This is a genomic window from Endozoicomonas sp. ALB115 (assembly GCF_049310245.1).
GTDB lineage: Bacteria > Pseudomonadota > Gammaproteobacteria > Pseudomonadales > Endozoicomonadaceae > Endozoicomonas.
In genome coordinates this window covers 1-1,882 of sequence record NZ_JBLYZG010000172.1, presented here as the reverse complement: position 1 = coordinate 1,882, position 1,882 = coordinate 1, and the positions used below count along the sequence as shown (strand labels likewise).

2 protein-coding genes are annotated in these 1,882 nt (G+C 43.5%); one reads left to right on the top strand and one right to left on the bottom strand.

Features of this window, described 5'->3' with window-relative positions:
• Window positions 1-414 precede the first annotated feature (414 nt).
• Window positions 415-909 (bottom strand): hypothetical protein, encoded by a 495-nt coding sequence (locus ACO6VE_RS24410; protein ID WP_422450638.1) that lies wholly within the window; start codon window positions 907-909, stop codon window positions 415-417.
• Between the two features lie 197 nt (window positions 910-1,106).
• Here ACO6VE_RS24410 and ACO6VE_RS24405 point away from each other — a divergent pair.
• Window positions 1,107-1,882, top strand: a protein-coding gene (locus ACO6VE_RS24405; protein ID WP_422450639.1) for an IS5 family transposase whose coding sequence is annotated in 2 segments (ribosomal slippage) — window positions 1,107-1,446 and window positions 1,446-1,882 — 777 coding nt in all. Because the reading frame shifts where the segments join, the coding sequence is not laid out codon by codon here.

Here is a 1,882-nt window from a genome sequence, read left to right as displayed (position 1 = left end):
GAACTTTCAGTGCACAACCGCCGCATTTACCGTGTCTCACGAACCAGAGGGCTTTGTGATCCTTGGCTCACTCGCCCAGAGACTCAGCCTTGTATGCGATTTCTGGGGGACGCCGAGTCTACGTTGGGTCGCACCTTTGCACTCAGACTGCCTCCGCACAGCCCCTCGCGGGACTGCACTTGCCTTAAGCTAGTGGTTGCCATCAGCAGGCATCTTTACCGCCAGTCAGATGTAGGTTCTCCCACAGGGGACTTTCACCCCATCAGTTCATGCCCATGCCGGGCGTACCAAGAGCATCCAGCGGACGGCGCTAGACGCGCCGCCGCTTATGCAAGCGTTAGGTGCAGATAGTGCGGTCACACTGAGAAACCGCAAATATAGGTCAAATTAAACTGATGCTTTTATGTTCTTGAACTACTGAGAAAGTTGAAATTCTTTACCTTGTTGAGAAGTAAAGTATCCTCTATCATCGGCCATAGCTAATACAATTTTTATAGGGTTATTACCTTCTTTTGTGATCCCTACCAGAGCAATCTCAGTTTCGCTAACTTCCATTTTTTTCAATATATCTATATCCTTAGGAGATGAATAATCAATTTTTGCATGGAAAGTAGCCTCATATGCTTCTGCATTTTTCTTTAGCTTATCATCAACATTTAATGTGCTATGAGATTTAGCTGAGTCAGCTGTGTATACATCATTGCTTTTAAATGGTGAATTTCTTTCTGAAAAGTTTACACTGCGTTGAGTAATTGGTTTATTGTCGTGATCCTGGGATGAATAAGAATCGGCTTTTTTTATTTCAGACTGCGTAGCAACTTTATCTGAGTCTCTATCGCTTTCTAGAGTCTTGTTATTTATCTGGGGTATAATCTTTGAACCAGTATGAATATGATTTGTAGGTAACATTTTTTTAACCTTTACTATTGGGGATAATTCCATTACACCAATATGAGGTGCAATATCCCTTTGAAAATAAGGTTTTAAAAAAGTTCCCGTTTCGAAAAGTTTAGAGACTGTTGTAAAAGTTACTGACCATTAACTCAGGATAAAAAACCCAACGTCGTCTATAACTACAGTATCTGATTAGTTTAAGGAGGATAATTATGTATCCATCCGACCTGACCAATGACGAGTGGGCAATCCTCAAGCCTCTATTCCCTGACCCTGGCTATGATACTCCAAAAAATGGGCGACCACGTGACTGGAGTTATCGTCTGATATTGAATGCCATATTCTATCTCACTAAAACAGACTGTCAGTGGCGAATGCTACCTTCTGACTTTCCATCATGGAGTACTGTCTACACCTATTTCCGAATCTGGAAAAAAGATGGCACATGGAAGAAGGTGCATGATGCACTTCGTGACCAGATGCGAATTCAGGCGGGCAAAGAGCCACAACCAACCGCAGCAAGCATTGACTCCCAATCCGTGAAAACCTCGGTAAAAGGGGGGATCGAGGCTATGATGGCGGGAAGAAAATAAAAGGCAGAAAGCGTCATATAGCTGTTGATACTCTTGGCCTGATTCTGGTGGTATGGGTACACGCAGCCGCATTTAGTGATAGTTTTGCAGGTCAGTTCATACTGGCTCACCTTAAGAAATACTTTAAAAACATCCGGAAAGTCTGGGCTGGCTGTGGCTACCGGGGTTACCTTGAAGAGTGGTTTTATCGCTTCAAACCCAAAAGGGAACTTGAAATCACAAAACGCCCACGTGGAAAGTTTGTCGTTCAAGCCAGGCGCTGGGTTGTGGAGAGAACCTTTGGCTGGTTTGAAGGATCCAGACATTTATCTAAAGACTATGAACAGCTGCCAAGGAGTTCAGAAGCCTTCGTTTATATATGCATGATTCGCATAATGCTACGAAGGCTTAAGTAG